Origin of the sequence: Agromyces italicus DSM 16388 (assembly GCF_000421545.1) — a bacterium.
GTDB lineage: Bacteria > Actinomycetota > Actinomycetes > Actinomycetales > Microbacteriaceae > Agromyces > Agromyces italicus.
In genome coordinates this window covers 264,754-289,039 of sequence record NZ_ATXF01000007.1, presented here as the reverse complement: position 1 = coordinate 289,039, position 24,286 = coordinate 264,754, and the positions used below count along the sequence as shown (strand labels likewise).

Here is a 24,286-nt window from a genome sequence, read left to right as displayed (position 1 = left end):
GTTTGCTGCATTTAGAGATAGGATCCGATCATGGGCACCCCAGCGAAGGGCCACCCCGACGCGATCAGCGCGCTCGGCGCGCTCGCCGACCCGGCGCGACGCCGTGTCTACCGCGTCGTCTCGACCAGTCGTGATGCCGTCGGTCGCGACCACGTCGCCGAAGCCCTCGAACTCCCGCGGAGCACCGCGGCCTTCCACCTCGACCGCCTCGTCGAGGCGGGCCTGCTCACGACCGAGTCCCGTCGGCTCACCGGTCGCACCGGCCCGGGCGCCGGGCGGCCCGCGAAACTCTACCGCCGGGCCGAGCACGAGGTCGGCCTGAGCCTTCCGTCGCGGCTCTACGAGCTCGGCGGCCGGGTCATGGCCGAGGCGATCGCACGGGCCGCCGAGGGCGTGCCGGTGCGTGAAGCGCTGCACGAGGCCGCCGAGCGGGCGGGTCGAGGGCTCGCCGGGGCATCCGACGATCTCGGCACCGCGCTCGACGCGGCCGGGTTCGAACCGCACGACGACGGCGAATCGGGCGTCACGCTCGGCACCTGCCCCTTTCACCGGCTCGCCCTCGAGAACCCCGCCGTCGTCTGCGATCTCAACCATGCCCTCGTCTGCGGCATGGCGCGCTCCACCGGCGCCGACCCCGCCCGAGTGCTCCTCGACCCCGGCGCCGGCAGTTGCTGCATCCGGGTCGTCGCCGCACCGAATTGACCGTCGTCCACACGACTCACAGCCAAGATTCAGCGAACGTCAAGAGAATCGAGACATGAGCGACGGACCTCGCATTCTCATCGTCGACGACGAGCCCAACATCCGCGACCTTCTCACCACCAGCCTGCGCTTCGCCGGCTTCGCGGTGCGCGCCGTCGGCAACGGCGCGCAGACCATCTCGGCCGTGCTCGAGGAGGAGCCCGACCTGATCATCCTCGACGTGATGCTGCCCGACATGAACGGCTTCGGCGTCACCAAGCGGCTGCGTTCGGCGGGCTACACTGCGCCCATCCTCTTCCTCACCGCGAAGGACGACACGGAGGACAAGATCACCGGCCTCACGGTCGGCGGCGACGACTACGTCACCAAACCCTTCTCGCTCGACGAGATCGTCGCCCGCATCAAGGCGATCCTGCGCCGTACCATGCACGCCGAAGAAGACGCGGTGATCCGCACCGGCGAACTCACGATGGACCAGGACACCCACGAGGTGCTCGTCGGCGACGTGCCCGTCGAGCTCTCCCCCACCGAGTTCAAGCTGCTGCGCTACCTCATGCTGAACCCGAATCGCGTGCTGTCGAAGGCCCAGATCCTCGACCACGTGTGGGAGTACGACTTCAACGGCGATGCCGGCATCGTCGAGAGCTACATCTCGTACTTGCGCCGCAAGCTCGACCAGCACTCCGCCGAACCGCTGATCCAGACCAAGCGGGGGTTCGGGTACATGCTCAAGTCCTCCTCCAAGCCCTGACTCAGGTTCCGCCGCCTAGACTCGGCCCGCCATGAATCAGACGTTGTTCGAGCGGTGGAACCGCATCTCGCTCCGCACCAAGATCACCGGGGTGACGGTGCTGATGCTGACGCTCGGGCTGCTCGTCTCGGGCATCGGCACGGCCGCGATGCTGCGCTCCTACGTCGAGGACCAGATGGGGTCGAAGCTCGAGGCGATCGCGTCGGGATCGATGAAGCAGTACTTCGAGATCGACAGCGACAAGCCCCGGGTGCAGACGAATCTCAACCAGCTCGACTTCTCGTCGAAGGACGACGTGTTCGTCGCGATCTACACCGCGAGCGGCGAGTACAAGCGCAACAACTGGGAGAGCGTTCCCGAGGAGCAGTGGCCGGTCTTCCCGTCGACGATGACCCAGGCGCAGGTCACCGCCATGAACAGCGGGCACTACCAGACGTTCACGCTCGACGACGCGAACGGCGACCCCACCTTCCGCGCCGTCGCGGCGCTGATGACCGCAGACTCGCACGGCACGCTCGTGCCGATCGTGATCGCCGTCTCGACGCAGGACACCGAGCGCCTGCTCGCCGTCTACCTCACGATCTTCTTCGGCTTCGGCTTCGGCGTCGTGCTCGTGGGTGCTCTCCTCACCCGCATGCTCGTGACGAGCACCTTCGGCCCCCTTCGCGAGGTCGAACGCACCGCGGCGGCGATCGCCGACGGCGACTTCAGCCAGCGGCTCGGCGGAGCGACGCCGAACACCGAGGTCGGCCGCCTCAACCGTTCGCTCAACACGATGCTCAACCGCATCGACCGGGCCTTCCGCGACCGTGCCCGCACGATCGACCAGATGCGCCGTTTCGTCGGCGACGCCTCGCACGAGCTGCGCACCCCGCTCGTCTCGGTGCGCGGCTACGCCGAGCTCTACCGGATGGGCGCGCTGCAGTCGCCCGACGAAGTGGCGCAGGCGATGGACCGGATCGAGAAGGAGGCCATCCGCATGGGCGGCCTCGTCGAAGACCTGCTCGCCCTCGCCCGCCTCGACGAGGCGAAGCCGCTCGAGCTCGCCGAGGTCGACCTCGTGCCGCTCGCCCGCGACGCCGCCCTCGACACCATGGCGGCGCACCCTGGGCGCACGGTCACCGTGATCGCGCCCGAAGAGTTGGGCGCTGCGGATGCCGCGGCCGACGCCGCACCCGAGCTCGAGGTCGAACTCGACCCCTCGGCGCGCGCGGCGGCGACCGGCCCGATCTCGTTCGCCGGCGCCACACTGGCGCGACTGCGCGGCCGGCAGCCCCGCAGCGAGCCCTCGGCCGCGGCGGTCGCACGCAAGGAGGCTCAGGCCGCCCGTCGTGCGGCGACCGCGGCTGCGCAGGCTGCGAAGCGCGCGGGCCGCCAGAGCGCGGCGCAGGCTGCGCGTGCCGATGCCGCGGCGAAGGCCGCCGAACGCACGGCCGCCACCGCAGCGCAGGCTGCCGCGCATGCCGCCGATTCGACGCCGAAACCCGTTCGGCGCGCGGTGGTGCTCGCCGAGGAGAACAAGATCCGTCAGGTCATCACGAACCTGATGGGCAACGCGATCCGCTTCACGAACGACGGCAGCCCGCTCGAGATCCGCGTGTCGATCGACGATGTCGCCGAGCGCGCCGTGATCGAGGTCGTCGATCACGGCGAGGGCATTCCGCCGCAGATCCGCGAGAAGATCTTCCAGCGCTTCTGGCGGGCCGATACCTCGCGCACGCGCGAGACGGGCGGCTCCGGCCTCGGGCTCGCGATCGTCTCCTCGATCGTCGCGGCGCACAACGGCGCGGTCGACGTCATCGAGACGCCGGGTGGCGGGGCGACCTTCCGGGTCATGCTGCCGCTCGCCGGGTCGTCGGCGGCGCCGCAGCCGATCGCCGAGGGCTGAGGGCCTGCTCGATCCCTCCTCCCCAGCACCGCTGCGCCCGCTGCGGTGCGGTGCGGACCGTGCTGCGGGCTGCGGCGCCTGAACGCCGAATAGCGTGTGGACACACCGAACGAAGGGATTCTCGATGACCAGCTTCCACGTCGACGCCGAACAGGTCGCCGCAGCCACCCAGACCGCGCAGGGCACGATCGGGCGGATCCAGTCCGACGTCCAGGCGCTGCTCTCGCAGCTCACCGGGTTGCAGTCGTCCTGGTCGGGCCAGGCCTCGAGCGCGTTCCAGGGGGCGGTCTCCGACTGGCGTGCCACGCAGCTTCAGGTCGAGCAGAGCCTCATCGGGCTCAGCCGCGCGCTCGGCACGGCCGCGGCGCAGTACGCCGACGCCGAGCAGGCGAACGCGCGACTGTTCCTGCGCTGAGCCGTCGGACGCACACCGGCGAGGCTCGCGCTGCGAGAGACTGGGCCGATGACCGGTGAAACCGATTGCTGCTGTGCTGCCTGCTCTGGGCGGTGCCCGGCGAGGAGGCTGCGATGAGCAGTTGCGAAGACGAGGTGCTCGCGCTCGTCACCTGATATTGAGTGCCTTCTTGTCAAGAGGGCATGGCGAGGCGCCGTCCGGGAATAGCCCGGGCGGCGCCTCTTGCTTCGCGTTCTGACTGGTTGGTGAGCGTGTCGTTGCGACGCGCGGTCAGTCTGAACCGGCCTGGGTTTCTCGGAGGGTCGTGAGGTCGCCCGGCTGCGGCGCGCGAACGAGATCCTGAAGACCGCGTCAGCGTTTTACGCGGCAGCGGAGCTCGACCGCAAACTCGGACAGTGATTGATTTCGTCTGCCAGCACGCGGACGAGTTCGGGGTCGAGCCGATCCTGGCCGTGCTGAACGAGCACGGCCACGGGATCGCCCCATCGACGTACTACGCGTATGCCCGCCGCGGGTTCGGGCCGACCGTACGCGACCTCGAGGACGCGTACACGGCGAATGTGTTGTTCGACGTGTGGGTCGCGAACCGGCGCCTCCACGGGCGCCGCAAGCTCTGGAAGGCTGCTCGTCGGGCCGGGCATGACATCGGCCGTGATCGCGTCGAGCGGTCCCCGGCCGGTTCAAACTGTCGGATAGGCCGGGCAGACCATCCTCTGCCCGGTAACCCACGAGCATGTGTGAGCGAGGCCCCGTCCCGCGACCCTCTCACCAGAAGAGGGCCACTACATACTGTCTAGCACCGCGGGGCGCTCGTGCAGCGGGCTTCGAGCGACGGGGCGGGTGGCGCGCCGCACGAGGTGCAGCTGCTCCGGACGACGAAGGGCGCCTCCCGGAGGAGGCGCCCTTCGCGCGATTCGTGTGTCGCGGACCTGCTTAGAAGTCCATGCCACCCGTGGGGTCGCCGACCGGAGCCGGGTTCTTCTCGGGCTTGTCGGCGACGACGGCCTCGGTGGTGAGGAAGAGGCCGGCGATCGAGGCCGCGTTGAGCAGCGCCGAGCGGGTGACCTTCACCGGGTCGTTGATGCCTGCGGCGAGCATGTCGACGTACTCGCCGGTCGCGGCGTTGAGGCCCTGGCCGACCGGGAGGTTGCGGACGCGGTCGACCACGACGCCCGGCTCGAGGCCGGCGTTGAGGGCGATCTGCTTGAGCGGGGCGTCGATCGCGACGCGCACGATGTTCGCACCGGTCGCCTCGTCGCCCGAGACCTCGAGCTTCTCGAAGGCGGTCTTGCCGGCCTGGATGAGCGCGACGCCACCACCGGCGACGATGCCCTCCTCGACGGCGGCCTTCGCGTTGCGGACCGCGTCTTCGATGCGGTGCTTGCGCTCCTTGAGCTCGACCTCGGTGGCCGCACCCGCCTTGATGACGGCGACGCCGCCGGCGAGCTTGGCGAGGCGCTCCTGGAGCTTCTCGCGGTCGTAGTCGGAGTCGGTGTTGTCGATCTCCTTGCGGATCTGCGCGACGCGGCCTGCGATGGCCTCCTCGTCACCGGCACCCTCGACGATGGTCGTCTCGTCCTTGGTGATGATGACCTTGCGGGCCTGACCGAGCAGGTCGAGGGTGACGTTCTCGAGCTTGAGGCCGACCTCCTCGGAGATGACCTGGCCGCCGGTGAGGATCGCGATGTCCTGGAGCTGCGCCTTGCGACGGTCGCCGAAGCCGGGGGCCTTGACGGCGACCGACTTGAAGATGCCCCGGATCTTGTTGACGATCAGGGTCGCGAGCGCCTCGCCGTCGACGTCTTCCGCGATGATGAGCAGCTGCTTGCCGGTCTGGATCACCTTGTCGACGATGGGCAGCAGGTCCTTGATGTTCGAGACCTTGCCGTTGACGATCAGGATGTAGGGGTCTTCGAAGACCGCCTCCTGGCGCTCGGGGTCGGTGACGAAGTACGCCGACAGGTAGCCCTTGTCGAAGCGCATGCCCTCGGTGAGCTCGAGCTCGGTGCCGAAGGTGTTCGACTCCTCGACGGTGACGACGCCCTCCTTGCCGACCTTGTCGATCGCCTCGGCGATGAGCGCGCCGATCTGCTCGTCGGCGGCCGAGATCGAGGCCGTGGCGGCGATCTCCTCCTTCGTCTCGACGTCCTTCGCGTTCGCGAGGAGCTCGGCCTCGACGGCCTGCACGGCCTTCTCGATGCCGCGCTTCAGCGAGATGGGGTCGGCGCCTGCGGCGACGTTGCGGAGACCCTCGCGAACGAGCGCCTGGGCGAGCACGACCGAGGTCGTGGTGCCGTCACCGGCGACGTCGTCGGTCTTCTTGGCGACCTCCTTGACGAGCTCGGCGCCGATCTTCTCGAACGGGTCGTCGAGCTCGATCTCCTTGGCGATCGACACGCCGTCGTTCGTGATCGTGGGGGCGCCCCACTTCTTCTCGAGCACGACGTTGCGACCGCGCGGGCCGAGGGTCACCTTGACGGCGTCGGCGAGCGTGTTGAGGCCACGCTCGAGGCCGCGGCGGGCCTCCTCATCGAAAGCAATGATCTTTGCCATGTGTGTTTCTCGCCCCTTCTCGGACGTCTTCAAAGATTCGTGATTAGCACTCAAATCACCTGAGTGCTAAAACGATTCTGGCACTCGACCGCCACGAGTGCAAGCGAGCGCGACGGCCCCGGCGCACGCCGAGCGCGAACATCGCCGCCCCCGTCAGGGGGCGAACGTCGCCGTGCCGCTCTGGGGCACGAGTTCGATCCAGGTGCTGCCGGGTGCGAGCCGGAGCGACGAACCGTCGTCAGCCGTGAGAACGATCGGCGAGCTCGCCGCGTCCTTCGTCCACGTGCCGCGCGCGGTGCGCCCACCGGCCGACACCCAGGCCTTCCCCGAACCGATGAGCACGGTCTTCGGCACCTCGCCGTACCGCCAGTCGATCCCGACCTCGAGCGTCACCACGTTCGTCGCCCGCACTCGCGCGCTGCCCTCCTCGACGTCCGCAACCCCCTCCTGCGAGCGCAGCCAAGACGAGGAACCCGCATCCCAGTCCCAGCTCGGCGAACGCCCCTCAGCGAAGACCAGTGCGATGCGCGAGGTCGGCGCCGCGGCGAGCGCGGGGTCGGAGAGCGGATCGGCGGTGCCGTACTCGAACTGCACGGGCGGCGGCGAGACCCCGGCATTGCGCGCCATGGTCTCGCGGGCGTCGAGGATCACGTCGTGCGGGCCCGGTCGCTCGTCGGCGCGGGAGAAGAGGCCGGTCTCGTCGAGGTCGAAGACGACGTTGACGAGCGGGGTCGCCATCATCATCGCGACGAACTGATCCTGCCCACCCGAGTAGGCGATCACTCCCCCGAGCGGCGAGGCGATGTCGGGGTCCATCGGACGGATGGACCGCACAGGTCCGACCTCGGGCGGAATGTCGGAGTGCCAGACCGCGAGGTAGCGGGTGAGGCCGCCCTCCACGAGTTCTTCGAACACGAGGTCGGTGCGATTCAGCGCGATCTGCGGCCGCGCGTCCTCGTGGTTGTCGATCTTGGCGGCGAGCGAGGGATGCTCCGGGGCGGTCGGGTCCGTCGGCGTGCCTCTGAGCGGGGAGAACGCCACGGCGAGCGGTTGCGAGGTGCCGACCGCTCGGCGCTCGGCGCTCGGCGTCGGTTCGGGCGGGGCCTGCCCGCAGCCGGCGACGAGCAGCGCCGCAGCAGCGATGGCGACGAAGGCGGCCCCCCGCGGTCGCCAGGTCGCTCGGACCCCGGTGACCATAGCCACATGCTAGTGACGTACGGGCGGCTTCGACGACGATCGATTCGGACACGCCGAACGCGCCGTCGGAGGGACGACGGCGCGTTCGGAATTCGCGTGTGCTCAGGCGGGACGAACGGCTTCGGCCTGCGGTCCCTTCGACCCCGTGCCGACCTCGAAGACGACCTGCTGTCCCTCTTCGAGCACCTTGTACCCGGCCATGTCGATGGCGGAGTAGTGGACGAAGACGTCTTGGCCGTCCCCGTCGACGGTGATGAACCCGTATCCCTTTTCAGCGTTGAACCACTTGACGGTTCCGTTCGCCATTCGTTGCTCCCATGTTGCGGTGTGTGGATCAGCACCTGCCTGTCGCCTGTACCGGGTCGCCTCGACACGGGCGAACGAGGCACCTGAGGTGCCGGACGTGCACACGGGCTCGGGCGACCAACTCCAGATAGTCACACCGCGCCGTCCGGACGCAAGGGGGTGCACGTCACGAATGGTCGCAGAATGGCAACGATTCGACCGGGTCAGCCGGCGGTGGCCTCCGCGTAGTCGGAACCGAGCACGAGCACGAGCGGCGTGCCCGTCTCGGCGAAGGTCTCGGAGAGGCGTACGTCGGCCTCGGGCAGCAAGGTCGCGACGCCGCGCGCGGCACCCTCGAGATCGGGTGTGGCGTAGTAGACCACCGTCTCGGTGAGGTCGTTCTCGCTCGCGTTGGTGGTGGCGTCCACCGGGACCCCTCCGGCCGTGAGCGTCTCGGCGGCCTTGGCCGCGAGTCCGGCGGTGCCGGTGCCGTTCAGCACGGTCACCTTCACCTCGGCCGAGATGGTCGGCTCCGCGGTCTGCGTCGGCGCCGGCGTGGCAACCGGATCGGGACCGTTCGCGGCGTTCAGACGTTCGTTGAAGACCATGACCCCCGCGATGCCGACTCCGGCGAGCACGACGGTCGCGAGCGCGGCCCAGCCGAACCTGATCCATCGCGCTCCTCGACGGGCGGGCGCGCGGTGGGCGCCGACGCGGTCGATGCCGTGCGGGATCGTGTCGAAGCGATCGCGGGGGAACTTCTGCGCCATGTGATCCAGATCGGGTCGGGGCCGGGCTCAGGCGAGCGGTCGGCCGAGGGGAATCGAACGGCTGGAGCGCGCCGCCCGGCGCGCCGAACGCATCCGCTGAAGCCGCTTGACGAGCATCGGATCGTGGCGGAGCGCCGCCGGCGAGTCGATGAGCTCGCCAAGAATCCGATAGTAGCGGGCCGCCGAGATGTCGAACTCGTCGCGGATCGCCTCGGCCTTGCGGGCGGGCTGCTGCCAGGCGCGCGCCTCGAAGGCGAGCACCCGGAGCTGGCGATCGTCGAGATCGACGGCGTCTGGCCGGTCCGGCATGCGCTCCGCGCTCATCCGTTCCTCCGCTCCCGGCGGTCGACGCACCACCTGCAGCACATCCTAGGGAACGCCCGCCGAGAGTGCGCCGAGCGGTCGCGGCGTGTGCCGCCGACTGGAACAGACGGCCGCTCCGCGGCGTTGCATCCGTTGCGGCCGCCCCGTCCGGCGTTCGAGCTGAGACGATGGAACCCGTCGACCGCGATCCCGAGAGGAGCACCCCATGTCCTACCCCGTGCACAAGAGCGATGCCGAGTGGCGAGCCGAGCTGGGCGAGGAGCAGTACTCGGTGCTCCGCGAGGCCGCGACCGAGCGACCATGGACGGGCGAACTGCTCGACGAGGAGCGCTCCGGGGTCTACCACTGCGCGGCCTGCGATGCCGAGCTCTTCAAGAGCGGCACGAAGTTCGACTCGGGCTGCGGCTGGCCGAGCTTCTACGAGTCGGTGCGGCCCGAAGCGGTCGAGCTCATCGAGGACCGCACGCTCGGCATGGTCCGCACCGAGGTCCGCTGCGCGAACTGCGGTTCGCACCTCGGGCACGTGTTCCCCGACGGATTCGGCACGCCGACGGGCGACCGCTACTGCATGAACTCGATCGCCCTCGGCTTCACCCCCGAGTCCTGAAGTGGCATCCGTTCGCGAAGCGGCGCTCGCCCGGCGTTCGGCAGCGAAGGTGACGGATGCCTCGCCCGACGACGCCGCACTCCTCGAGCTGCTCGGCGTCGCCGAGCGGGTCGCCGACCACGCCGCCCTTCGCCCGTGGCGCACGATCGCGCTGCGGGGCGGGGCACGCGAGCGACTCGGCGCGGCCCTCGTGGCCGCGTCGGGCTTCGAGGGCGACTCGGCCGCGAAGCTCGCCGCCAAGCCCCTGCGGGCACCGCTCGTGCTCGCCCTCGTGCTCTCACCGCGGTTCCACCCGAAGGCGCCCGAGTGGGAGCAGCTCGTCGCCGCCGCCGGCGTCGGCCACCTCTTGAGCCTGCTCCTGGACGAGGCCGGCTGGGGAGTCATGTGGCGCACCGGGCCGTTCACGAGGCATCCGGCCGTCGCCGAGATGCACGGGCTCGCCCCCGGCGAGCAGCTGCTCGGGTGGCTCTACGTCGGCGGGCGACCCGACGGCGGACGCCCGGGGCGGCCGGCGGAACGGCCGGCGCCGCGATTCAGCTCGATCGACTGACGGCGACCGCGACGCCGTCGCCCGGCCCGGCGGCTCGGTGCCGGTGGCGCGACCAGCGGATCGACGCGACGGCGACCGCGACGACGGCGAGCACGGTGCCGCCGATCGTGGCGCCGTCGACTGGGCGGCCGGTGGGCAGCAGCAGGTCGAGGGCGAGCGCCCCCGCGAGCTGGCCGGCGACGCCGCAGAGCGCGAGCAGCAGCACGCCGATGGAGCGGACGACGAGCGCCTGGCCGGCGATGAAGATGCAGCCGATCGCGCCGCCGAGGTAGAGCCACGGCTCCGTCGGCAGCCGATCGGGCCACCCCGTGATCGCGGCGTGCCCGAGCATGACGATCACGAGCGCGACCGTGCCGACGAGGAAGTTGCCGAATGCCGCGGTCAGCGCGCTTCCCGCCTCGGCCTTCACCCGCCCGTTGACGGCCTGCTGCCATCCGACGCCGAGTCCGGCGACGAACGGGAACAGCATGACGGGAAGCGGCACGTCGTGCGCGAGCTGCGCCGACACCGCCCAGCCGATCGCGAGGAGCGCGAGCAGTGCACCGAGCAGGCGCATCGGGGTGAGCGGCCGGCGTCCGCCGGGGCCGAGCCCGATCAGGTCGAAGACGATGCCGCCGATGGTCTGACCCGCGACGATCGCGACCGTGAACATGGCGACGCCGAGCACTCCGGCCGAGAGCCCCTGGGTGACGACGAACCAGGCGCCGGCGAGCCCGCCGAGCACCATCCACCACGCGAGGCGCCCGGCGCGAAGGCCCGCGACGACCCGCCCGACGCCTGCCCGCCCCGGCCGCCACCCCCCGAGTGAGACCACGAGGATGACGAGCCCCGAGCCGAACGAGATCGCCGCCGCCGTGTACGGGTCGTCGAGTTCGGCCGCGAGCTGCCCGTTGATGCGCGACTGGAGCGCGGTGAAGGCGCCGAACACGGTCGCGAGCGCGACCGCGATCCAGAGCGGCATCCGCGTGCGCTCGGCATGCTGGTGGGTGTGGGCGTGGCGACGGTCGGGGCGCTGCGATTCGGCGTTCGACGGTGCGCCGGTGGGTTCTTCGGTCAAGAGCCGGCTACGGGACTCGAACCCGTAACCCCCGCTTTACAAGAGCGGTGCGCTACCAATTGCGCCAAGCCGGCAGAGGGCGGATGCCCCGCTGGGTCATCCTACCCGGGGCTGCACCGACGAGGAGGGCCCGGCGCGGACGCCCGGCCCTCCTCGGATGCCTCGGCTACGACGCGGGCGTCGGGGTGGGCGTCGGGGTCGAGGTCGACTCCGAGAACGCCTCACCGGTCGCCTGCAGCACGAACGACTGGAACTCGGCCGGGTCGGTGAGCGATCCGACGTACTGCTTGCCGTTCACAAGCACCGTCGGGGTGCCCTTGATCGACGGGAGGTCGGAGTTCGGCACCGGCTGGGTCAGCGCCCGCTCGGTCGCGTTGTTCACCCAGCCGTAGAACTCCTTCGAGTCGATGCAGTTCTCGATGGTGCCGACCGAGGAGGCACCGGCCTCCGTCACGAAGCCCTTGATCTCGTCGTTCGTGAGACCGGTCGAGCCCTCCTCCGGCTGGTTCGCGAAGAGCAGCGCGTTGAAGTCGAAGAACGACTCGGGCGAGGTGTCGGCCACGCAGGCCGCGGCGTTCGCCGCGCGGAGCGAGTACTGGGTGCCCGCCGACTTGTTCGTGAGGATGGCGAGGGGGTGGGTCTCGAGGGTGGCCGCGCCCTGCTCGACCATCGTGCGGATCGCCTCGCCGTTCGTCGTCTCGAACTGGCCGCAGAAGGGGCAGAGGTAGTCGACGTAGACCACGATGTTCGCGACCGTGCCGCTGTCGTCCTGCTCGGTCGGGATCGGGTCGGCGTCGGCGTCGAGCGACTTCGTCTCGACGGGCGTCATCGCGCCGTCCACTCCGGTGAGGAGGATTCCGTTGCTCGCCATGTTGGCGGGGCCCGGCCCGGCGGGCTTCATGTTCTGCACCACGACGCCGATGACGAGGCCGATCACGAGCACCACGGCGACGGTGACGCCGCCGACGAGCAGGAACTTGTTGCGACGCTCCCGCTTCTTCTGCGCGACGCGCAGCTCCCTGGCCTTCTCGCGCGCGGCTTCGCGCTGCTCGTTACGGGTGGGGCGTGGCTGGTTCGATCCGCCGTTGCTCATCGATGGTCACTCCGGTCGCTGTGTGGGCGCGCGCGAGTGCAGGCGCACGCAATGACGATAGTAGGGACGATGGCTGGGAATCACCCAAACGGGCGCTGAATGCGCTCTCCGCCGGTTCACGCCACGGCAGCGAGAGGATGCCCCGGGGCCGGGGCCGTGGCATCCGCACCGTGGTCGGGAGCCCTGCCCGCGCGTGCGATACTGATGAGGCGTCGACGTCGACGCGCTTCCATTCACTACGGATCGTCCGGCACGTACCTGCCGGTGAAGGAGAGAAAGAACCATGGCGTCAGTCACGTTCGACAAGGCCACCCGCCTGTACCCGGGCGGCACCCGCCCCGCGGTCGACCAGCTCGACCTCGAGATCGCCGACGGCGAGTTCCTGGTGCTCGTCGGCCCGTCGGGTTGCGGCAAGTCCACGTCGCTCCGCATGCTCGCGGGCCTCGAAGAGGTCAACGACGGCAACATCTTCATCGGCGACCGCAACGTCACCGATGTGCCCCCGAAAGACCGCGACATCGCGATGGTCTTCCAGAACTACGCGCTGTACCCGCACATGACGGTCGCCGAGAACATGGGCTTCGCGCTCAAGATCGCCGGCGTCGGCAAAGAGGAGCGCGCCGCCCGGGTCCTCGAGGCCGCGAAGCTCCTCGACCTCGAGCCCTACCTCTCGCGCAAGCCGAAGGCGCTCTCGGGCGGTCAGCGTCAGCGCGTCGCCATGGGCCGCGCCATCGTGCGCCAGCCCCAGGTCTTCCTCATGGACGAGCCGCTCTCGAACCTCGATGCGAAGCTCCGCGTGCAGACCCGCACCCAGATCGCGTCGCTCCAGCGCCGCCTCGGCGTCACCACCGTCTACGTCACGCACGACCAGACCGAGGCGCTCACCATGGGCGACCGCATCGCCGTGCTGAAGGACGGCCTGCTCCAGCAGGTCGGTACCCCCCGCGACCTCTACGAGAAGCCGCAGAACGTCTTCGTCGCCGGCTTCATCGGTTCGCCCGCGATGAACCTGTTCCACGCAGAACTCGTCGACGACGGAATCAAGTTCGGCACGGCCACCGTCCCGGTCGACCGCGAGACGCTCGCCGAGACCAGCGGCAAGATCGCCACGATCGGCGTGCGCCCCGAGGACATCGTCGTGTCGCCTCACGAGGGCGAGGGCCTCGCGGTCGACGTCGACCTCGTCGAGGAGCTCGGCGCCGACGGCTATCTCTACGGCCACTCGACGGTCGAGGGCAAGCGCACCGACATCGTCGCCCGCGTCGACGGCCGCGCGCACCCGAACGCCGGCGACCGGGTGTACCTCACCGCGACGCCGAACCACGTGCACCTCTTCGACGCCGAGTCGGGCGACCGCCTCGGCAACAAGGCCGTCGTCAGCTGACCTCGCGCCTCATGACGATCGATGCCGGTCGGGCGGTTCGCCCGGCCGGCATCGCCGTCTTCCGGGGGCGGCCCCGTGGCATCCGCACCTCTTCTGGAAGGATCGACCCATGAGCGGTTCCCTCTCGATCACCTCGGCCATGGCCGACCCGGCCCTCCTCGACCTGCCGTGGCACCTCCCGCTCGAGTCGTGGCCGAGCGACGCGATCGCCGCGCTCCCGAAGGGCATCTCCCGCCACCTCGTGCGCTTCGCCCACCTCGGCGGTCACGTCGTCGCCATCAAGGAGACGACCGCCGAGATGGCGAAGGGCGAGTACGAGATGCTGCGCACGCTCCAGCGCCTCGAGATCCCCTGCGTCGAGCCGGTCGCCGTCATCACGAACCGCAGCGACGACGAGGGCGAAGAGCTGAAGCCCGTGCTCGTGACGCGTCACCTGCGGTTCTCGCTCCCCTACCGCGCGCTGTTCTCCCAGACGTTGCGACCCGACACCGCGACCCGCCTCGTCGACGCGCTCGCGGTGCTGCTCGTGCGCCTGCACATCGTCGGCTTCTTCTGGGGTGACGTGTCGCTCTCGAACACGCTGTTCCGCCGCGACGCGGGCGCCTTCGCCGCATACCTCGTCGACGCCGAGACCGGCAAGCTCTACGAGGGCGGGCTCTCGAACGGGCAGCGCGAGAACGACCTCGAGATCGCGCGGGTGAACATCGCCGGCGAACTCCTCGATCTGGAGGCCGGCGGCAAGGTGGCCGACGAGCTCGACCCGGTGCGCATCTCGAACGGCATCGTCGAGGCGTACCGCAGCCTCTGGACCGAGCTCACCGGCTCCGAGTCGTTCTCCTCGGCCGAGCGCTGGCGCATCAACGAGCGCGTCAACCGGCTCAACGAACTCGGCTTCGACATCGAAGAGCTCGCGATCAAGACGGATGCCTCGGGCACGACCGTGCGGATCCAGCCGAAGGTCGTCGATGCCGGCCACCACCAGCGCCGGCTCCTGCGGCTCACCGGCCTCGACGCCGGCGAGAACCAGGCCCGGCGCTTGCTCAACGACCTCGACTCGTACCGCGCCGCGTACGGCAAGGGCGAGCTCGACGAGGAGATGGTCGCGCACGAGTGGCTCATGCGCGTGTTCGAGCCGGTGGTGCGCGCGATCCCTCGCGAGCTGCGGGGCAAGCTCGAGCCGGCCGAGGTGTTCCACCAGCTGCTCGACCACCGCTGGTTCATGGCGCAGCAGGCCGGCCACGACATCCCGCTCGCCGAGGCCGTGTCCTCGTACATCAACACCGTGCTCCGCCACCGCCGCGACGAGGCGACCATGATCGACCCGCCGACCGGCTCGCTGACCGCGGCGATCGAGGTCGTGCCGACCGAGACTGCGGCGATCAGCGCGATCGACCCCGACGACGAGGACGACTGGCGTCTGAAGGTCTGAACCTGCTCCACATCGCGTTTCTCAGGAGTTTTCCCGGGCATCGTGCCGTTCGAGGGTGATTTCTCCTGAGCACGGCACGGTTTCGAGATCACGCTCCTGAGAAACGTGATTTCGCGGATGTCGGGGTCAGCCCTCGGCCCGCAGCTTCGAGATCTCGTAGAGCGTGACCGAAGCGGCGATGCCCGCGTTCAGCGACTCGGTCGTCGCGCTGATCGGGATCGACACGATCGCGTCGCAGGTCTCCGCGACGAGGCGCGAGAGGCCCTTACCCTCACTGCCGACGACGATCACGATCGGGCGGTCCGCCCAGCTGAGGCCGGGCAACGACACGTCGCCGTCGCCGTCGAGGCCGAGCACGAACACGCCGCGTTCTTTGAGTGTCTTCAGCGTCTGCGTGAGGTTCGCGGCCATCGCGACGGGCACGCGTGCCGCGGCGCCGGCCGAGGTCTTCCAGGCGGCCGAGTTGACCCCGACCGAGCGGCGCTGGGGCACGATGACGCCCTGACCGCCGAACGCGCCCGTCGAGCGCAGGATCGCGCCGAGGTTGCGCGGGTCGGTGATGCCGTCGAGGGCGACGAGCAGCGGCGTCTCGTCGCTCGCGATGATCTCGTCGAGGAGCTCGATCGGGTGGGCGTACTCGTACGGCGGCACCTTGAGCGCCAGGCCCTGGTGCACGCCGCCCTCGCCGGCGAGGCGGTCGAGCTCGGGCTTCATGACCTCGAGGATCGGAATGCCCCGGTTGGTGGCGATCTTCACCGCCTCCTTCACCCGGTCGTCCATCTCGATGCGCGCGGCGAGGTAGAGGGTCGTCGCGGGGATGCGGGTGCGCAGCGCCTCGAGCACCGAGTTCCGGCCCGTCACGATCTCGGACTCGTCGCCCGACTTCGAGCGTCGCGCGGCACCGGAGGCACCTCGGGGCGCACTCGAGCCGCGGGACTGGCCCGCCACCTTGCCGCCCGGCTTGCCCTTGCCGCCCGAGGCGGCGTAGCGTTCCTGCGCCGCCTTCCGCTTGCCGGCGGGGTGCCAGGCGCGATCCTCGGCCTTCGGCGTCGGCCCCTTGCCCTCGAGGGCCTGGCGGCCCTGGCCGCCCGAGCCGACCTGCTTGTTCTTCGCCTTCCGCACGGCTCCGGCGCGCGACTTGCCGCTGCTGCCCTTCATGATCCCAAACTCCAATGCGTGCCGGTCTGACTGTCTTCGATGGTGATGCCCGCGGCCGTGAGTTCGGCGCGGATCCGGTCGGCTGCGGTGTAGTCCTTCGACTCGCGCGCGGCCCGCCGGTCGTCGATGAGGCGACGGACGAGCGTGTCGAGCGCCGCCGCGGCGGGCCCCTGCTCGGCCGCCGACCAGTGGGGGTCGCGGGGGTCGATGCCGAGCACCTGCACCATGGCACCGACCTGCCCGTGGGCGATCGCGGCGGCGTTCAGTTCTTCGGTGTCGAGTGCCTGGTTGCCGGACCGCACCGTGTCGTGCAGCACCGCGAGCGCCTGCGGCACGCCGAGGTCGTCGTCCATCGCCGATTCGAACGCCTCGGGCACGACGGGGGCGCCGACGCCGATGAAGCGGGTGCCCGCGAGCCGCCGCTCGACGCGCTCGAGGAACACCCGGATGCGGTCGACGGCGGCCTCGGCTTCGAGGAGGGAGCCGGGCGCGTAGTCGAGGGTCGATCGATAGTGCGCCTGGCCGAGCAGGTATCGCACGGCCAGGGGGCTCGCCAGGGCGAAGAGCTCGGCGGCGTAGACCGAGTTGCCGAGCGACTTCGACATCTTCTGGCCGCCGATGTTGACGAGTCCGTTGTGCACCCAGTAGCGGGCGAAGCCGTCGCCGGCCGCACTCGTCTGCGCCAGCTCGTTCTCGTGGTGCGGGAAGCGGAGGTCGAGTCCGCCGCCGTGCAGGTCGAACTCGGGGCCGAGGTAGCGCCCGGCCATCGCCGAGCACTCGATGTGCCATCCCGGGCGGCCGTCGCCCCAGGGCGAGCGCCAGCTCGCCGAGGTGGGCTCGTTCGGCTTGCGGCCCTTCCAGAGGGCGAAGTCGCGGGGGTCGCGTTTGCCGCGGGGGTCGGCGTCGGCCGCCGCCTCCATCTTGTCGCGCGACTGCCGGGTGAGCTCGCCGTAGGCGGGCCAGCTCGCGGTGTCGAAGTAGACGTCGCCCGATCCGTCGAGCGCCGGGTACGCGTGGCCGCGCTCGATGAGGCGCGTGATCAGCTCTTGCATCTGCTGCACGCTCGCCGTCGCGCGGGGTTCATAGCTCGGCGCGAGGATGCCGAGGGAGTTGTAGGCGGAGGTGAACTCGAGCTCGACCCGGTAGGCGAGCGCCCACCACGTGTCGCTCGCGCCCTCGTCGGCGGCGGCCTGGAGGATCTTGTCGTCGATGTCGGTGACATTGCGCACGAAGACGACCTCGTTGCCGCGGTAGGCGAACCAGCGCCGCATGATGTCGTAGACGAGGGCGCTGCGGAGGTGGCCGATGTGCGGGCTCGACTGCACCGTCGGCCCGCAGACGTACATGCCGACGCGCCCCTCCCGGAGGGGCACGAAGTCGCGCAGCGCCTGGGCCTTCGAGTCGTAGAGTCGCACGGTCACCCGCCAAGCCTACCGGCGCGACTCCGCGGCGCCCGCGTCGTGCGGCCCCGTCGACCGCGCCGAACCTCAGGCGGGCACGATGAGCGCGGTCGCGATGGCCGCGACCCCCTCGCCGCGACCAGTGAACCCGAGCGCGTCGCTCGTCGTCGCGGCGACGCTGACCGGGGCGCCGAGCACTCGCGACAGCAACGCCTCGGCCTCGCCACGACGGGGCGCGAGCTTCGGCCGGTTGCCCACGATCTGCACGGTGACGTTGCCGATGAGGTAGCCGGATGCCTCGACGAGACGCCTCGTCTCGGCGAGGAACACCTCGCCATGGGCGCCGGCGAACCGCGCGTCGGCAGTGCCGAAGATCTGGCCGACGTCGCCGAGTCCGGCCGCCGCCAGGAGCGCGTCGCACACGGCGTGCGCGGCGGCGTCGCCGTCGGAATGCCCCGAGAGGCCTCGCTCGCCCGGCCAGTGCAGGCCGGCGAGCCAGAGCGGGGAGTCGTCGGCGGCGAATGCGTGCACATCGGTACCGGTGCCGATTCGCGGCGCCGCGGGGCGCGGGGCGTCGTCGTGCGCACCGGCGGCCGGCGACCGGCCTGCAGTGTGCTGCTCGGCGTCGTGCCGGCCTGCGAGCAGCTGCTCGGCCCGGCGGAGGTCGGCGGGCACGGTGATCTTGAACGCGCGGACATCGCCGGGAACGATCTCGACGACGAGACCGGCGGCGGCGGCGAGCGCGGCATCGTCGGTGACGTCGCCGCGCGCCGTGGCGTAGGCGTGGTCGAGCGACGACCGGGGGAAACCCTGCGGCGTCTGCACGGCCCGCAGGGTCGAGCGATCGACGGTCTCCTGCACCTGGCCGTCACCGCCGACCCGCTTCACGGTGTCGACGATGTCGAGGGCGGGCACGATGCCGTGTCTGCGCGCGCGGACGGCCGCGGCGACCTCGTCGAAGAGCAGGGCGGGCGCGAGCGCACGTGCGGCGTCGTGCACGAGCACGGTCTCGACCGCGGCGGGGAGCACCGCGAGGCCGGCGGCGACCGACTCCTGCCGACTCGCTCCCCCGGCGACGACGTCGAGCGTCGCCCCCGCGGCGGCGGCATCGGCCGAGAATCGCTCGCGCGTGGTCTCGACACGCTCCCCCGGCACAACGAGCACGAGGTGCGGTGCCTCGCGCATGGCGAGCACGCCGGAAACCGCCGTGGCGATCACCGTGTCGGGGCCGAGCGGCACGAAGGCCTTCGGCTCAGCGTGACCGAGACGGCTGCCGCTGCCCGCGGCGACGACGATGACGGCGATCGCAGAACTCACAGCTCGAGCGTAGCCCCGTGCGATCGTCGCCGCGCGGCGGTGGTGGCCCGCCCAGGAGACGTGCCGCGCCGGAGACGACGAACGGCGGGTGCGCACGCACCCGCCGTTCGTCGAAGGATCGATCGCCCGCTACGAAGCGAGCACCTCGTCGAGCACGGTCGACGCCGCCTCTTCGTCGGTCTTCTCGGCGAGCGCGAGCTCGGAGATCAGGATCTGACGTGCCTTCGCGAGCATGCGCTTCTCGCCCGCGGAGAGACCGCGGTCCTGATCGCGGCGCCACAGGTCGCGCACGACCTCTGAGACCTTGATGACATCACCGGACGCGAGCTTCTCGAGGTTCGCCTTGTACCGGCGCGACCAGTTGGTCGGCTCCTCGGTGAAGGGCGCGCGCAGCACCTCGAAGACCTTGTCGAGGCCCTCTTTGCCGATGACGTCGCGGACGCCGACGAGATCGACGTTCTCGGCGGGCACCTCGATGACGAGGTCGCCCTGCGTGACGTTCAGCTTGAGGTAGAGCTTCTCTTCACCCTTGATGATGCGTTTCTTGACCTCGGTGATCGTTGCGGCACCGTGGTGGGGGTAAACGACGGTTTCGCCAACCTCAAAAAGCATGAATGGTAGTCCTTTCGGCAACTCTCAGGATATCACATTCGCGATCATGCTAAGGTTCGCCTCCCCTTCTGGCAGGCGGCCCCGGGTACGATATGCTCGGATTCGATCGCACGCGCCGACTGGTTCGTGCGCGCAGTTTCGCACTTGGAGGTTCTGTGAAGGCGCGTCTCGCCGCATCCGCTGCTCTGGCCCTCGGCGTCGCGCTCGGCGCAAGCGGGTGCTCGATGCTCACCTACCAGGCGACGACCGAGCACTACGACGCGAGCGACGGCGTCTCCGCGAACGTCGGCGAGCTCGACCTCCGCAACATCCTCGTCGTCAGCGACGACGGCGTCGACGGCACGCTCGTGCTCACGATCGTGAACACCGGCGCCGACGACGTCGACCTCGACGTGCAGGTCGACGGCGGCGACACCGTCACCATCCCGGTCGACGCGGGCGAGACGGTCGCCTTCGGCGTCGATGCAGCCGAGGGCATCGACGCGGTCGAGCCGATCGTCCTCGAGGGCATCGGCGTCGAGCCCGGTTCGCTCCTGCCGATCTACTTCCAGTACGGCTCGGCCGAAGGCGTCGAGAAGCAGGTGCCGGTGCTCGACGGGCGTCTGCCCGAGTACGAGTCGCTCGTTCCCTGAGCCGGGGCTCCCAGCGCGCGATGCCGAGCGGATGACGCTCCCGGCGTCGCCCGCCTACCCTGAGACGGCACCGGCGTAGCCGTTCATGAACCCGACCACGAAGAACACCGCGGCGGCCACGACGGCCACGAAGCAGATCCCGATTCCGACGATCGCCGGCCATCTCGCCCCCGGGCGGGACAGGGCGACGATCGACAGTACGAACGCGGCGAGCAGCAGCACCCCGCCGATGGCTTCGAGCAGCATCGTGGGCAGGCTCACGCCGATCAACGCGAGCACGGCGAGACCCAGCCCGAGATAGCCGAGCACGTTCTGGGGTCTCGCGGCCCCGGCGGATGCGGCTTCGGCCGCCCCACCCTCCTGCACCGCCGGCTCGGTCCATCGCGTGCCGTCCCAGTAGCGGCGCGTTCCCGCGCCGTCGTCGTACCATCCTGCCGCAGCGTTCGAGTCCATGTCTCGATCGTCGCAAGGACGACTCATGGGACGCAAGCCGGCATGCCACGATTCGCGCGACGCCGCGCAACCGGCGCTCCGGGGCCCCGGCGGCGACTCACCCCTCGAAGCGGTACCCGAGCCCTCGCACAGTGACGAGCTGCACCGGCTCGGAGGGTGCGACCTCGATCTTCGAGCGGATCCGCTTGATGTGCACGTCGAGCGTCTTCGTGTCACCGAAGTAGTCGGAGCCCCAGACCCGGTCGATCAGCTGGCCGCGCGTGAGCACCCGCCCGGGGTTGCGCATGAGCAGTTCGAGCAGCTCGAATTCCTTCAACGGCATGGGCACGGGTTCTCCGTCGACCTCGACCGTGTGCCGATCGACGTCCATCTTGACGCGCCCTCCCTCGAGCACGCCCTCGTCGAAGTCCTCGATCTCGGTGCGGCGGCGCAGCACCGCCCGGATGCGGGCCAGCAGCTCGCGCGTCTTGTACGGCTTCGTCACGTAGTCGTCGGCTCCGAGCTCGAGGCCGACGACGATGTCGATCTCGGAGTCCTTGGCCGTGAGCATGATGATCGGCACCGTCGAGCGGGTGCGGATCTCGCGGCAGACCTCGGTGCCGGGCAGACCCGGCAGCATGAGATCGAGCAGCACCAGGTCTGCTCCGTCGCGGTCGAAGGCGGCGATCGCCGAGGGGCCGTCGGCGGCGACCTCGATCTCGTAGCCCTCGCGCTCGAGCAGGAAGCTCAACGGATCGGAGAGGGCGATCTCGTCTTCGACGAGCAGGATGCGGGTCACGTACGTTCTCCTTGCTGAGTCGCCGCGCGCTTCACGGCGGGTCTGACATCGGCCGGGGCCGCTTCGGCCCCGTCGGGCTCCGCGCCCGCGCCGACCGAGGTCTCGGCGAGCGGCAGCGTGATCATGAACGTCGAACCGCGACCAGGCTGCGACCACACCCGAACGTCGCCGCCGTGGTTCTGCACCGTGTGCTTCACGATGCTGAGCCCGAGCCCCGAGCCGCCGGTATTGCGCGAGCGGGCCTGATCGACCCGGTAGAAGCGCTCGAAGACGCGCTCGAGGTCGTCGCTCTCGATGCCGATGCCCTGGTCGGTGACGGCGATCTCGACCTCGTCACCCTCGATCTTCACGCCGACGCCGACCCGGCCGCCCTCGTTCGAGTACGCGATCGCATTCGCGACGAGGTTGTGCACCGCGACGATCATGAGGGCACGATCGCCGTAGACCCGGGCTCGCGTGCCGGCCTTGACGGCCACGTCGACGCGCTTGCCGCCGGCGACTACTCGGTTCTGATCGACCGCCGCGGCGACGATCTCGTCGACGTCGACGAGCACATCTGGCCGCAACGCGTCTCGCGCCTGAAGCCGAGACAGCTCGATCACCTCGCTCGTGATGTGTGCGAGCCGGCTCGCCTCGACCGACAGCCGGCCCGCGAAACGGCGCACCTGGTCGGGTTCGTCGGCCGCCTGGTCGAGGGCCTCGGCGAGGAGGCTGACGCTCGCGATCGGCGTCTTCAGCTCATGGCTGATGTTCGCGACGAAGTCGCGACGCACTTCGTCGAGACGGAACGACTCGGTGCGGTCCTCCGCGAGGAGGAGCACGAACCGGGTGCCGAGACGGGCCACGCGCACCCGCAGGCGCAGCGGCGAGTCGCCGTGGGGCGATCGAGCCACCGTGAGTTCATCGGCGACGGGGTCACCGGAGCGCCGGACGGCGGCGACGAGTTCGAGGAGTTCGGGGTGGACGAGCGACTGCTGGCGCACGAGCCCCATCGCGAGCGCACCTGGCGAGGCGCGGAGCACGTTGTTCGACGGGTCGAGCACGACGCCCGCCGACTCGAGCACCTCGAGCACCTGGTCGACGCCGTCGGGGATCGTCGGCGCGACGACTCGTGCCGCGCTCGAGCCGCGGCGCTCGGCGACGTGCAGCATGACCATGAATGCGGCGCCGAGGAAGATGCCGAAGGCCAGCGCGGTGAGCACTGCCCAGGTGGAGTCCATGGCACCAGACTAACGAGGCGGTACGCGCGGGAGGGCCGTCTTCCCACTGTGCGGCGCTACGTTAGGGAGTGTTCAGCATCCCGGCACCTGTTGTTCATCTCCGGCCGGGAGGATGTCCCGGAGCCGGGTCGTCCCGGAGGGTTCGTGCTGTGCGCGCGAGCGATGACGAGGTAAGGAATTCGAGCATGCGTGAGGTGTTCCAGCAGGAGCTGGCCGAGGTGCAGGAGCGACTCGTCGAGATCGCCGACCTCGTCGCCGTTTCGATCGACAAGGCGACTCGGGCGTTCAACGAATCCGATGTGAGCCTCGCTGAAGAGGTGATCGCCGACGACGACAAGATCGATCAGGCGGCCGTCGAACTCGACGAGCTCGCGATCACGATCCTCGCCAAGCAGCAGCCGGTCGCGCGCGACCTCCGCATCGTCGTCAGTGCGCTGCGCATCAGCGCCTCGCTCGAGCGGATGGGCGACATGTCGACCCACATCTCGCAGCTCGCCCGCTACCGCTTCCCCGACAAGGTCGTGCCGAAGTCGCTGCGCCCGACCTTCGCCGAGATGGGCCGGCTCGACGTCGAGATCGCCCGCAAGCTCGTCGAACTCCTCCGCACCGAAGACGTGCACCTCGCCGAGGAGATCCGGAACGAAGACGACAAGGTCGACGCGCTGCACCTCTCGGTGTTCGACAAGGTGCTCGGCGAGAAGTGGAAGGGCGAGGCCGTCGACACGGTCGACGCGACCCTCGCGAGCCGGTACCACGAGCGTTTCGCCGACCACGCGGTGTCGATCGCGAAGAAGGTGCAGTACCTCGCGACCGGCGACTGGGACCCGGAGAAGTCCGCGCTCTGAGCGCACGGCCGCGACCGGCGCTGACATGACGAAGGGCGGATGCCGACCGGCATCCGCCCTTCTCGTGCGTTCGGTTACTTCTTGCCCTGCGCCGCCACCGCCGCAGCACCGGCCGCCGCCGCCTCGGGGTCGAGGTACTCGCCCGGCTTCGTCGGGCGGAACTCGTCGTCGAGCTCGTAGACGAGCGGGATGCCGGTCGGGATGTTGAGTTCGGCGATGTCGTCGTCGCCGATGCCGTCGAGGTGCTTCACGAGCGCCCGCAGCGAGTTGCCGTGCGCGGTGACGAGCACGGTCTTGCCGGCGGCGAGGTCGGGCACGATGTCGGACTGCCAGTACGGCAGCATGCGCGCGATCACGTCTTTCAGGCACTCGGTGCGGGGCAGCTCATCATCGGCGAGGCCGGCGTAGCGCGGGTCGCCGACCTGCGACCACTCGGCGTCGTCGGCCAGCACGGGCGGCGGCACGTCGAACGAGCGGCGCCACAGCTGGAACTGCTCGGGGCCGTACTTCTCGAGGGTCTCGGCCTTGTCGAGCCCCTGCAGCGCGCCGTAGTGGCGCTCGTTCAGGCGCCAGCTGCGACGCACGTCGATCCACGCGCGGTCGGCGACGTCGAGCGCGATGTTCGCCGTCTGGATCGCGCGGGTCAGCACCGAGGTGTGCAGCACGTCGGGCAGGAGCCCCGACTCGGCGAGCAGTTCGCCGGCGCGGGCCGCCTCGGCCGTGCCGAGCTCGGAGAGCCGGACGTCGACCCAACCGGTGAACAGGTTCTTCTGGTTCCATTCGCTGTTGCCGTGACGGAGCAGCACGAGGGTGTGAGGCATGCCCCCAAGCCTAGCGGCGAGGCATCCTCGGCCCTGCCCGCGTGA

Annotated in this window: 25 protein-coding genes, 1 tRNA gene and 1 other annotated feature; of the genes, 10 read left to right on the top strand and 16 right to left on the bottom strand. The window is 70.0% G+C overall.

Features of this window, described 5'->3' with window-relative positions:
• Positions 1–30: 30 nt before the first annotated feature.
• From H516_RS0111745 to H516_RS0111730, 4 genes are all read left to right on the top strand, one after another.
• Positions 31–702, top strand: coding sequence for a helix-turn-helix transcriptional regulator (locus tag H516_RS0111745; protein WP_022889908.1), 672 nt, complete (start codon positions 31–33; stop codon positions 700–702).
• A gap of 55 nt (positions 703–757) precedes the next feature.
• Positions 758–1,453, top strand: coding sequence for a response regulator transcription factor (locus tag H516_RS0111740; RefSeq protein ID WP_022889907.1), 696 nt, complete (start codon positions 758–760; stop codon positions 1,451–1,453).
• 31 nt (positions 1,454–1,484) lie between these two features.
• Positions 1,485–3,341, top strand: coding sequence for a sensor histidine kinase (locus H516_RS0111735; RefSeq protein WP_022889906.1), 1,857 nt, complete (start codon positions 1,485–1,487; stop codon positions 3,339–3,341).
• A 124-nt stretch (positions 3,342–3,465) separates the two neighbouring features.
• Complete coding sequence (locus tag H516_RS0111730; RefSeq protein WP_022889905.1) at positions 3,466–3,756, top strand: WXG100 family type VII secretion target; 291 nt, start codon at positions 3,466–3,468, stop codon at positions 3,754–3,756.
• 353 nt (positions 3,757–4,109) lie between these two features.
• Positions 4,110–4,241: a sequence feature (AL1L pseudoknot), on the top strand.
• A 448-nt stretch (positions 4,242–4,689) separates the two neighbouring features.
• On the opposite strand, the gene groL is transcribed toward H516_RS0111730, so the two are convergent.
• The 5 genes from groL to H516_RS0111695 all read right to left on the bottom strand — a co-directional run bounded on the left by groL (position 4,690) and on the right by H516_RS0111695 (position 8,885).
• A complete protein-coding gene (gene groL, locus H516_RS0111715; protein WP_022889903.1) occupies positions 4,690–6,309 on the bottom strand; it encodes a chaperonin GroEL in 1,620 nt (539 codons plus the stop codon).
• 153 nt (positions 6,310–6,462) lie between these two features.
• Entirely contained in the window at positions 6,463–7,506 is a 1,044-nt protein-coding gene (locus tag H516_RS0111710) for a DUF3048 domain-containing protein (RefSeq protein ID WP_022889902.1), read from the bottom strand.
• 102 nt (positions 7,507–7,608) lie between these two features.
• Positions 7,609–7,812: a cold-shock protein gene (locus H516_RS0111705; RefSeq protein ID WP_022889901.1), complete on the bottom strand. Its 204-nt coding sequence runs from the start codon at positions 7,810–7,812 to the stop codon at positions 7,609–7,611.
• Positions 7,813–8,015: 203 nt separating this feature from the next.
• Entirely contained in the window at positions 8,016–8,561 is a 546-nt protein-coding gene (locus H516_RS0111700; protein WP_022889900.1) for a LytR C-terminal domain-containing protein, read from the bottom strand.
• 27 nt (positions 8,562–8,588) lie between these two features.
• On the bottom strand, positions 8,589–8,885 hold the full coding sequence (locus H516_RS0111695; protein WP_022889899.1) for a DUF3263 domain-containing protein: 297 nt from the start codon (positions 8,883–8,885) through the stop codon (positions 8,589–8,591).
• 205 nt (positions 8,886–9,090) lie between these two features.
• Between H516_RS0111695 and msrB the strand changes: the two genes are divergently transcribed.
• Both msrB and H516_RS0111685 read left to right on the top strand, forming a co-directional pair.
• The gene (msrB, locus tag H516_RS0111690; RefSeq protein ID WP_022889898.1) at positions 9,091–9,492 is read left to right on the top strand and encodes a peptide-methionine (R)-S-oxide reductase MsrB; all 402 of its coding nucleotides are present in this window, start codon (positions 9,091–9,093) and stop codon (positions 9,490–9,492) included.
• 1 nt (position 9,493) lies between these two features.
• Entirely contained in the window at positions 9,494–10,042 is a 549-nt protein-coding gene (locus H516_RS0111685) for a nitroreductase family protein (RefSeq protein WP_022889897.1), read from the top strand.
• Here H516_RS0111685 and H516_RS19820 read toward each other — a convergent pair.
• The 3 genes from H516_RS19820 to H516_RS0111670 form a co-directional block, all read right to left on the bottom strand.
• Complete coding sequence (locus H516_RS19820; protein ID WP_022889896.1) at positions 10,026–11,099, bottom strand: DMT family transporter; 1,074 nt, start codon at positions 11,097–11,099, stop codon at positions 10,026–10,028. The two genes, H516_RS0111685 and H516_RS19820, sit on opposite strands and share 17 nt — an antisense overlap.
• A gap of 1 nt (position 11,100) precedes the next feature.
• Positions 11,101–11,173, bottom strand: a tRNA-Thr gene (locus H516_RS0111675).
• A 92-nt stretch (positions 11,174–11,265) separates the two neighbouring features.
• Positions 11,266–12,192, bottom strand: coding sequence for a DsbA family protein (locus H516_RS0111670; RefSeq protein WP_022889895.1), 927 nt, complete (start codon positions 12,190–12,192; stop codon positions 11,266–11,268).
• Positions 12,193–12,475: 283 nt separating this feature from the next.
• Between H516_RS0111670 and H516_RS0111665 the strand changes: the two genes are divergently transcribed.
• Together H516_RS0111665 and H516_RS0111660 are read left to right on the top strand one after the other, a co-directional pair.
• Positions 12,476–13,576: an ABC transporter ATP-binding protein gene (locus H516_RS0111665; protein ID WP_022889894.1), complete on the top strand. Its 1,101-nt coding sequence runs from the start codon at positions 12,476–12,478 to the stop codon at positions 13,574–13,576.
• Between the two features lie 109 nt (positions 13,577–13,685).
• Positions 13,686–15,005, top strand: coding sequence for a DUF4032 domain-containing protein (locus H516_RS0111660; RefSeq protein WP_022889893.1), 1,320 nt, complete (start codon positions 13,686–13,688; stop codon positions 15,003–15,005).
• A 126-nt stretch (positions 15,006–15,131) separates the two neighbouring features.
• On the opposite strand, the gene rlmB is transcribed toward H516_RS0111660, so the two are convergent.
• The 4 genes from rlmB to H516_RS0111640 all read right to left on the bottom strand — a co-directional run bounded on the left by rlmB (position 15,132) and on the right by H516_RS0111640 (position 19,492).
• On the bottom strand, positions 15,132–16,163 hold the full coding sequence (gene rlmB / locus H516_RS0111655) for a 23S rRNA (guanosine(2251)-2'-O)-methyltransferase RlmB (RefSeq protein ID WP_022889892.1): 1,032 nt from the start codon (positions 16,161–16,163) through the stop codon (positions 15,132–15,134).
• Positions 16,160–17,584, bottom strand: coding sequence for a cysteine--tRNA ligase (gene cysS, locus H516_RS0111650; protein WP_022889891.1), 1,425 nt, complete (start codon positions 17,582–17,584; stop codon positions 16,160–16,162). The genes rlmB and cysS overlap by 4 nt, the downstream gene beginning before the upstream one ends.
• Positions 17,585–17,650: 66 nt before the next feature.
• A complete protein-coding gene (locus H516_RS0111645) occupies positions 17,651–18,880 on the bottom strand; it encodes a bifunctional 2-C-methyl-D-erythritol 4-phosphate cytidylyltransferase/2-C-methyl-D-erythritol 2,4-cyclodiphosphate synthase (RefSeq protein ID WP_022889890.1) in 1,230 nt (409 codons plus the stop codon).
• Positions 18,881–19,009: 129 nt separating this feature from the next.
• Complete coding sequence (locus H516_RS0111640; RefSeq protein WP_022889889.1) at positions 19,010–19,492, bottom strand: CarD family transcriptional regulator; 483 nt, start codon at positions 19,490–19,492, stop codon at positions 19,010–19,012.
• A gap of 155 nt (positions 19,493–19,647) precedes the next feature.
• On the opposite strand from H516_RS0111640, the gene H516_RS0111635 reads away from it, so the two are divergent.
• Entirely contained in the window at positions 19,648–20,124 is a 477-nt protein-coding gene (locus tag H516_RS0111635; RefSeq protein ID WP_022889888.1) for a hypothetical protein, read from the top strand.
• Between the two features lie 54 nt (positions 20,125–20,178).
• Here H516_RS0111635 and H516_RS22165 read toward each other — a convergent pair whose 3' ends face one another.
• From H516_RS22165 to H516_RS0111620, 3 genes are all read right to left on the bottom strand, one after another.
• Positions 20,179–20,577 carry a DUF2510 domain-containing protein gene (locus H516_RS22165; RefSeq protein WP_022889887.1) on the bottom strand — a complete coding sequence of 133 codons (399 nt, stop codon included), beginning with the start codon at positions 20,575–20,577 and terminating at the stop codon, positions 20,179–20,181.
• Positions 20,578–20,674: 97 nt separating this feature from the next.
• Positions 20,675–21,355 (bottom strand): response regulator transcription factor, encoded by a 681-nt coding sequence (locus tag H516_RS0111625; RefSeq protein WP_022889886.1) that lies wholly within the window; start codon positions 21,353–21,355, stop codon positions 20,675–20,677.
• Positions 21,352–22,575, bottom strand: a complete 1,224-nt coding sequence (locus H516_RS0111620; RefSeq protein ID WP_022889885.1) for a sensor histidine kinase — start codon at positions 22,573–22,575, stop codon at positions 21,352–21,354. The genes H516_RS0111625 and H516_RS0111620 overlap by 4 nt, the downstream gene beginning before the upstream one ends.
• Before the next feature lie 185 nt (positions 22,576–22,760).
• Between H516_RS0111620 and phoU the strand changes: the two genes are divergently transcribed.
• Positions 22,761–23,420: a phosphate signaling complex protein PhoU gene (phoU, locus tag H516_RS0111615; RefSeq protein WP_022889884.1), complete on the top strand. Its 660-nt coding sequence runs from the start codon at positions 22,761–22,763 to the stop codon at positions 23,418–23,420.
• A gap of 74 nt (positions 23,421–23,494) precedes the next feature.
• Here phoU and H516_RS0111610 read toward each other — a convergent pair whose 3' ends face one another.
• Positions 23,495–24,241 carry a phosphoglyceromutase gene (locus H516_RS0111610; RefSeq protein ID WP_022889883.1) on the bottom strand — a complete coding sequence of 249 codons (747 nt, stop codon included), beginning with the start codon at positions 24,239–24,241 and terminating at the stop codon, positions 23,495–23,497.
• Between the last annotated feature and the right edge of the window lie 45 nt (positions 24,242–24,286).